The organism is Actinoplanes sp. NPDC051633, assembly GCF_040681735.1.
In the GTDB taxonomy this organism is placed as follows: Bacteria; Actinomycetota; Actinomycetes; order Mycobacteriales; family Micromonosporaceae; genus Actinoplanes.
The window spans coordinates 1-6,890 of the sequence record NZ_JBFAZH010000344.1 but is presented as its reverse complement, the minus strand read 5'-3'; the positions used below and the strand labels follow the sequence as shown (position 1 = coordinate 6,890).

Genomic DNA, 6,890 nt, shown 5'->3' with positions numbered 1-6,890 from the left:
GCCGCGGCCCCGTCGGGAACATTACCCCCCCACCCCGTGGTGGACAGTCTATGCCGCGCGCCCCCCGGCTGGGGCCCCACACGGGCCGCCGGCAGAGCGCCGCGCACGCCCGGACGGTCGCGCAGGACCTGCTGGCGGCGGGCTTCGAGGTGCGGGTGCTGACCGAGGAGGTCGGCGACCTGGACCTGCCGGCCGGCGTCATCCCGATGACCGACGATCCGGACGCCGCCCAGGGCGTCGAGATCGTGCTGGCGATGGGTGGCGACGGCACCTTCCTGCGGGCCGCCGAGCTGGCCCGCCCGGCGAAGGCGCCGATGCTCGGCATCAACACCGGGCACGTCGGGTTCCTGGCGGTGGCCGAGACCGGCGACATCGACCGGGTCATCGACGAGGTGGTCGCGGGGTCGTACTCGGTCCACGAGCGGCTGACGCTGGACGTGCGCGCAGAGTACGACGGGCGGCTGATCGCCGAGTCGTTCGCGCTCAACGAGGTCAGCGTCGAGAAGGGACAGCGCGCCCAGATGCTCGAGCTGCTCGTCGACGTGGACGGCAAGCCACTGTCGCGCTACGGCTGCGACGGGGTGGTGTGCGCCACGCCGACCGGCTCGACGGCCTACGCGTTCTCGGCCGGCGGGCCCGTGGTGTGGCCCGAGGTCGAGGCGCTGCTGCTGGTGCCGATCAGCGCCCACGCTCTCTTCAGCCGGCCGCTGGTGACCGCGCCGACCTCGACCTTCACGATCACCGTGGACCCGTACACGTCGTTCGCCGTCCTCTGCTGCGACGGCCGGCGCACCTGGGACCTGCCGCCCGGCGCCAGGGTCACCGTGGAGCGTGGTGACCTGCCGGTCCGCCTGGTGCGGCTCGCGCCGCGCCCGTTCACCGACACGCTGGTGGCCAAGTTCGCCCTGCCGGTGGACGGCTGGCGCGGAAATCGACGCTGATCCACGGGAGATGCCCTCGGCGAGTGGGCAGTTGTCACACGCCCCCACTACCCTCTGCCCTGTGCTGGAGGAACTGCGGATCACCGGGCTCGGCGTCATCGACGACACGACCCTGCACCTGACGACGGGGATGAACGTCATCACCGGTGAGACCGGCGCGGGCAAGACCATGGTGGTGACCGGGCTGGGCCTGCTGTTCGGCGGCCGCGCCGACGCCGGGCGGGTGCGCGCCGACCCGGGCCGGGCCGTGGTCGAGGGCCGGCTGCGCCTGGCCGGGACGCTCGGCGGCGCGGTCACCGAGCGGATCACCGAGGCGGGCGCCGAGGTCGACGACGACGGCACCGTCCTGCTCAGCCGCACGGTGACGATCGAGGGCCGGTCCCGGGCGCACGTCGGCGGCCGCAGCATGCCGGTGGCGATGCTCAGCGAGGTCGGCGAGCAGGTGGTGGCCGTGCACGGGCAGTCCGACCAGTTGCGGCTGCTACGCCCGGCCGAGCAGCGCGGCGCGCTCGACCGGTTCGCCGGGCCCGAGCACGAGAAGTTGCTGGAGACCTATCGCGAGGCGCATGCGCGCTGGCGGACCGCCGTCGACGACCTGGCCGACCGGCGCCGCAACGCCCGCGAGCGCTCGCAGGAGGCCGAGCTGCTCAAGCTCGGGCTCGACGAGATCACCCGGGTGGATCCGCAGCCGGGCGAGGACGACGAGCTGCGCGCCGAGGGGCAGCGCCTGGAGCACGCCGAGGGCCTGCGGGTGGCCGCGGCGCAGGCGGCGCAGGCCCTCGCCGGCGGTGTCGAGGTCACCGAGGACGCGCCGGACGCGACCCAGCTGCTCGGCGCGGCGCGGCGCACGCTCGAGGCGCAGGCCGGTGTGGACCCCAAGCTCGGCGATCTGGCGGCCCGCGTCGAGGAGGCGGCGACCCTGGTCGGCGACGTGTCCGCCGAGCTGTCGGCGTATCTGGGCCTGCTGGACGCGGACCCGGCCCGGCTCGAGGTGATCTACGAGCGGCGGGCCGCGTTGCGCGCCCTGATGCGCAAGTACGCCGACGACGTCGACGGCGTGATCGCCTGGGCCGAGCACGCGCGCGAGCGCCTCGGGCTGCTGGACACCTCCGACGAGCTGCTCGAGGAGCTCGACCGCGAGCGGCAGCGGCTCGAGGCGCTGGTGTTCGAGCTGGCCGGCCGGCTCACCGAGGCGCGCGCCGAGGCGGCCGGGCGGTTCTCCGACCAGGTGAGCGTCGAGCTGGCCGGGCTGGCCATGCCGCACTCCAAGGTGCAGGTGGTGGTGTCGCCGCGGGGCGAGGGGCCGGGGCCGGACGGCGCCGACGAGGTGGAGCTGCGGCTGCTGGCCCACCCGGGCGCGCCGGCGCTGCCGTTGCAGAAAGGCGCGTCGGGCGGCGAGCTGTCGCGGGTGATGCTGGCCATCGAGGTGGTCTTCGCCGGTGCGGGCGGGCCCGAGACGCTGGTCTTCGACGAGGTGGACGCCGGGGTGGGCGGGCAGGCCGCGGTGGAGATCGGGCGGCGGCTCGCGCGCTTGGCGCGTACCCATCAGGTCTTGGTCGTGACCCACCTGCCGCAGGTGGCGGCATTCGCCGATCGGCACCTGGTGGTCGCCAAGGACATGGGCGGGGCGATCACGACCAGCGGGGTACGCGTCGTGGAGGAGACCGAGCGGGCGCGTGAGCTGGCCCGGATGCTCGCCGGCCTGCCCGACTCAGACCTGGGCATCGCGCACGCCGAGGAGCTGCTGGCCGTCGCGGGCAAGGAGAAACGCGGCTAGGCAGCCCACCAATTTGCCCCTTTTGGGGGTGAGATCGCGCATGTCGCGTGTGGCCGGGGTGAATCGGCGTGTCAGGATGGGCCACGATGCGACTTCCCACTCTGCGCCGGACCCGGACGGTCGAACCGGGAGAGCAATCCGGCATCGCCCGCGTCGACCGCCGGACCAAGCGCCTGGTCGGGCGGCTGCGCCCTGGGGAGATCGCGGTCATCGACCACGTCGACATCGACCGGGTGGCCGCCGACTCGCTGGTCGCGGTCGGGGTGCTAGCCGTGCTCAACGCCAAGCCGTCGATCTCGGGGCGCTATCCGAACCTCGGCCCGGAGGTGCTCGTCGGCGCCGGCATCACGCTGATCGACGACCTGGGCGAGGAGCTGATCGACCGCATCCGCGAGGGTGACGTGGTCACCATCGAGGGCGACACCGTGCTGCTCGACGGCGAGGCGGTGGCGACCGGCATCCGGCAGGACAAGGAGACCGTCGCGGCGGCCATGGCCGACGCGCGCGAGGGCCTGTCGGTGCAGCTCGAGGCGTTCGCCGCGAACACCATGGACTACCTGCAGAAGGAACGCGATCTGCTGCTCGACGGCGTCGGCGTGCCGATGGTGCAGACGAACATCGCCGGCCGGCACGTGCTGATCGTGGTCCGCGGCTACGACTACAAGGCCGACCTCGAGGTGCTGCGGCCGTACATCCGGGAGTTCAAGCCGGTGCTGATCGGCGTGGACGGCGGCGCCGACGCCCTGGTGGAGAACGGCTACACCCCCGACATGATCATCGGGGACATGGACTCGGTCACCGACGACGTGCTGCGCTGCGGCGCCGAGGTGGTCGTGCACGCGTACCCGGATGGTCGTGCCCCGGGCCTGGACCGGGTCGCCCAGCTCGACATCGCCGCCCTCACCTTCCCGGCCGCGGCCACCAGCGAGGACCTCGCGATGCTGCTGGCCGACGAGAAGGGCGCGTCGATGATCGTCGCGGTCGGCACGCACGCCAACCTGGTCGAGTTCCTCGACAAGGGCCGCGGCGGCATGGCCTCCACCTTCCTCACCCGGCTCAAGGTCGGCGGCAAGCTGGTCGACGCCAAGGGCGTGAGCCGGCTCTACCGGCAGAACATCAGCGGTTCGTCGCTGCTGCTGCTCGTCCTCTCCGCGATCGCGTCGATGGCCTCCGCGGTGGCGGTCTCCACGGTGGCCAAGGCCTACCTCGCCGTGGTCAGTGAGTGGTGGGACAATCTCGTGTTCCAGCTGGGCCACCTCTTCTAGCTCTGGGGCTTTCCTGTCGTGATCAACTTCCGGTACCACGTGGTGTCGCTGACGGCGGTCTTCCTCGCGCTGGCGATCGGCCTGGTCGTCGGCACCGCGGCGCTCAACGGCCCGGTCGCCGACAGCCTCCAGGAGCAGGTGCAGTCGGTCAGCAAGGACAACAGCAACCTGCGCGACCAGCAGAACCAGTTCCGCGAGGAGCTCACCAACGCCCAGGTCTTCGCCACCCAGGTGTCGCCGATGCTGCTCAACGGCAAGCTGGCCGGCCGCAAGATCCTGGTGCTGGCGCTGCCGAACACGGACAAGTACGCCGATCAGGTGATCAGCATGCTGACCGTGGCCGGCGCGACGGTCACCGCGAAGATCGACGTGCAGGAGAAGTTCTTCGACCCGCTCAACGACGTCGAGCTGCTCGACCTGGCCGAGCAGGCGTCGCAGCCGACCGTCCCGGCGGCCGGGCTGCCGATGAACAGCAACGGGGTCGAGACCTCCAGCGCGCTGCTGGCCCGGGCGTTGCAGCAGCAGTCCAGCCCGGTCAGCGCCGGCGACCTGACGTCGGTGCTCACCGCGTACGCCGAGCCCGGCTACATCTCCGTGGACACCGAGAAGCCGGCCGCGGGCGCCGAGGCGACGGTGATCGTCTCCGGGCTGCCGCCGACCGACACCCAGGCCGCCAAGAAGACCCAGGCGGCGGTCACGCTGACCACGCAGTTCGCGGGCGCGGCGCGGCCCACCGTGGTGGCCGGCGACGGCGCGGTGGACGGCAACCTGGTGGCCGAGGTGCGGGCCGACCCGACGCTGGTCAAGACCATTTCCACGGTGGACAATGCGAGCTCGGTGCAGGGGCAGGTGGCGACCGCGCTGACCGTGGTCGAGCGGGTGGTCGGCGGCAAGGTGGGGCAGTACGGCCTGGCCGGCGGCACCGCGCTGGTGCCCAGGGCCGCCGCGTAGCCTTACCGGCCATGTCTCCACTCATCGGCGCCCTCACCGCCCGCGCCGTTCTGGCCTGGGCCCGCCGTGACAGCGCCCTCGACCGCACCAACTTCCACGGCCGCACGGTGTCGCTGGCCGGCGGGCCGGCGCTGGCCCTGGGCGCCACCGTCGGAGCCGCGGCCGGCGGCCGGCACCGGCGGGCGGCGGTGGTCGCCGGCACGATCTCCGGCGCGGTCGGCCTGTACGACGACGTCGTGGGAAACCGCCCGGAGCACAAGGCCAAGGGCTTCCGCGGTCACCTCGGCGCGCTGCGCGAGGGGCGGGTCACCTCCGGACTGGTGAAGATCGTCGGTGTCGGGGCCGGGGCGTTGGCCGCTTCGGCCCTGCTGCCGTCGCGGAACAGGGCCGATGTCCTGCTGGGCGCCGGGGTGATCGCCGGGACCGCCAACCTGCTCAACCTGCTCGACCTGCGCCCCGGCCGGGCGATCAAAGCCGGCGCGGTGATCGGCGCCCCGCTGGCGCTGGGCCGCGACGGGTCGGTGGCCGCCGGCACGCTGGGCGCGGCGGCCGCGCTGCTGCCCGCCGACCTCGGCGAGGAGATCATGCTCGGCGATGCCGGGGCGAACGCTCTGGGCGCCCTGCTCGGCGTGGCCCTGGTGGCGCGCACGGGCCCGGTCGGGCGCGCGCTCGCGCTGGCCGTGCTGGCCGGGCTCACCGCCGCCAGCGAGAAGGTCAGCTTCACCAAGGTCATCGAGGACACGCCGTGGCTGCGCACGCTCGACGAGCTGGGCCGGCTGCCTCGGTGACCACCGGCTCGGCGAACCCGGCGGGTGCGAGTGCGACTCGGATCGCCGGGGCGGCCGCCGTCATCACGATCCTCACCGTCATCTCCCGGATCGCCGGCTTCGGGCGCACCTTCGTCTTCCTGCAGACCGTCGGCACCGGGCCGCTCGGCAACATCTACAACGCCGCGAACACCATCCCGAACATCGTCTTCGAGCTGGTCGCGGGGGGCGCGCTGGCGTCCCTGGTGGTGCCGCTGCTGGCCGCGCACGTGGCGACCGGCGACCGCGAGCGGGTGAACGCGGTGTCGTCCGCGCTGCTGACCTGGGTACTGACGCTGCTCGTGCCGCTGGCCGTGCTGGTCGCGCTGCTGGCCGGGCCGATCTCCGCGCTGCTGCCCGGGGTGCCCGACGAGCACCGCGAGGTGGCGGCGAGCATGCTGCGGGTGTTCGCGCCGCAGCTGCCGCTCTACGGCATCGGGATCGTGCTCACCGGTGTGCTGCAGGCGCACCACCGCTTCGCCTGGCCGGTGATCGCACCCCTGCTGTCCAGCGTCACGGTGATGAGCGCGTACCTGACCTATGCGGCCATGGACGGCGCCCGCACCGACTTCGGCGGGCTCAGCGACGCCGGCGAGCGGGTGCTGTCGGTGGGCACCACGCTGGGCGTGCTGGTGCTCGCGCTGTGCCTGCTGATCCCGCTGCGGCGGCTTCGGTTGCGGCTGCGGCCGCGGTACGCCTTCCCGGGCGACGAGGGCCGGCGAGCGATCCGGCTCGGCTGGGCCGGTGCGGTCACCGTCGGCGCACAGCAGGTCATGGCCCTGGTCGCGATCCTGCTGGCGGTCAGCGGCGGGCTGGTCGCGTACAACGCCGCGCAGACCGTCTTCCTGCTGCCCTGGGCGGTTCTCGCCGTGCCGCTGGCCACCGCGGTGTACCCGACGCTGTCGGCCGCGGACCTCGACGGGTACCGCGCGGCGCTCGCTCCCGCGGCCCGGTCGGTGGTGCTGCTCGCCGGGCTGGGCGCGGCGGCGCTGGCCGCGCTGGCCACGCCGATCGCGGAGCTGGTCCGGGCCGAGGCGGCGGCGCCGGGCATCGCGGGGTTCGCGGCGGGATTGTTCGGGTACGCGTTGTTCGCGCTGCTCTCCCGGGCGTTGTACGCGCGGGGCTGGACGGTCGCCGCGGCGGCCGGGAC

Annotated in this window: 6 protein-coding genes; all 6 read left to right on the top strand. The window is 73.5% G+C overall.

What is annotated here, in order from left to right; genetic code table 11:
* The first annotated feature begins 50 nt into the window (after positions 1–50).
* Positions 51–941 carry an NAD kinase gene (locus AB0M20_RS19960; RefSeq protein ID WP_364300134.1) on the top strand — a complete coding sequence of 297 codons (891 nt, stop codon included), beginning with the start codon at positions 51–53 and terminating at the stop codon, positions 939–941.
* Between the two features lie 61 nt (positions 942–1,002).
* Positions 1,003–2,718, top strand: a complete 1,716-nt coding sequence (recN, locus tag AB0M20_RS19955; protein WP_364300132.1) for a DNA repair protein RecN — start codon at positions 1,003–1,005, stop codon at positions 2,716–2,718.
* Positions 2,719–2,804: 86 nt separating this feature from the next.
* Positions 2,805–3,983, top strand: a complete 1,179-nt coding sequence (gene steA, locus AB0M20_RS19950; protein WP_364300130.1) for a putative cytokinetic ring protein SteA — start codon at positions 2,805–2,807, stop codon at positions 3,981–3,983.
* A gap of 18 nt (positions 3,984–4,001) precedes the next feature.
* Entirely contained in the window at positions 4,002–4,934 is a 933-nt protein-coding gene (locus AB0M20_RS19945; protein ID WP_364300128.1) for a copper transporter, read from the top strand.
* Between the two features lie 11 nt (positions 4,935–4,945).
* Positions 4,946–5,722: a hypothetical protein gene (locus tag AB0M20_RS19940; protein WP_364300126.1), complete on the top strand. Its 777-nt coding sequence runs from the start codon at positions 4,946–4,948 to the stop codon at positions 5,720–5,722.
* The coding region (locus AB0M20_RS19935) for a lipid II flippase MurJ (RefSeq protein WP_364300136.1) at positions 5,719–6,890 on the top strand (1,172 nt) is incomplete at its 3' end. The genes AB0M20_RS19940 and AB0M20_RS19935, both read left to right, overlap by 4 nt.

Bases quoted from the DNA above. Each gene is read 5' to 3' on its own strand.
- AB0M20_RS19960 (WP_364300134.1), top strand. From the start codon at position 51: ATGCCGCGCGCCCCCCGGCTGGGGCCCCACACGGGCCGCCGGCAGAGC.
- steA (WP_364300130.1), top strand. From the start codon at position 2,805: ATGCGACTTCCCACTCTGCGCCGGACCCGGACGGTCGAACCGGGAGAG.
- AB0M20_RS19940 (WP_364300126.1), top strand. From the start codon at position 4,946: ATGTCTCCACTCATCGGCGCCCTCACCGCCCGCGCCGTTCTGGCCTGG.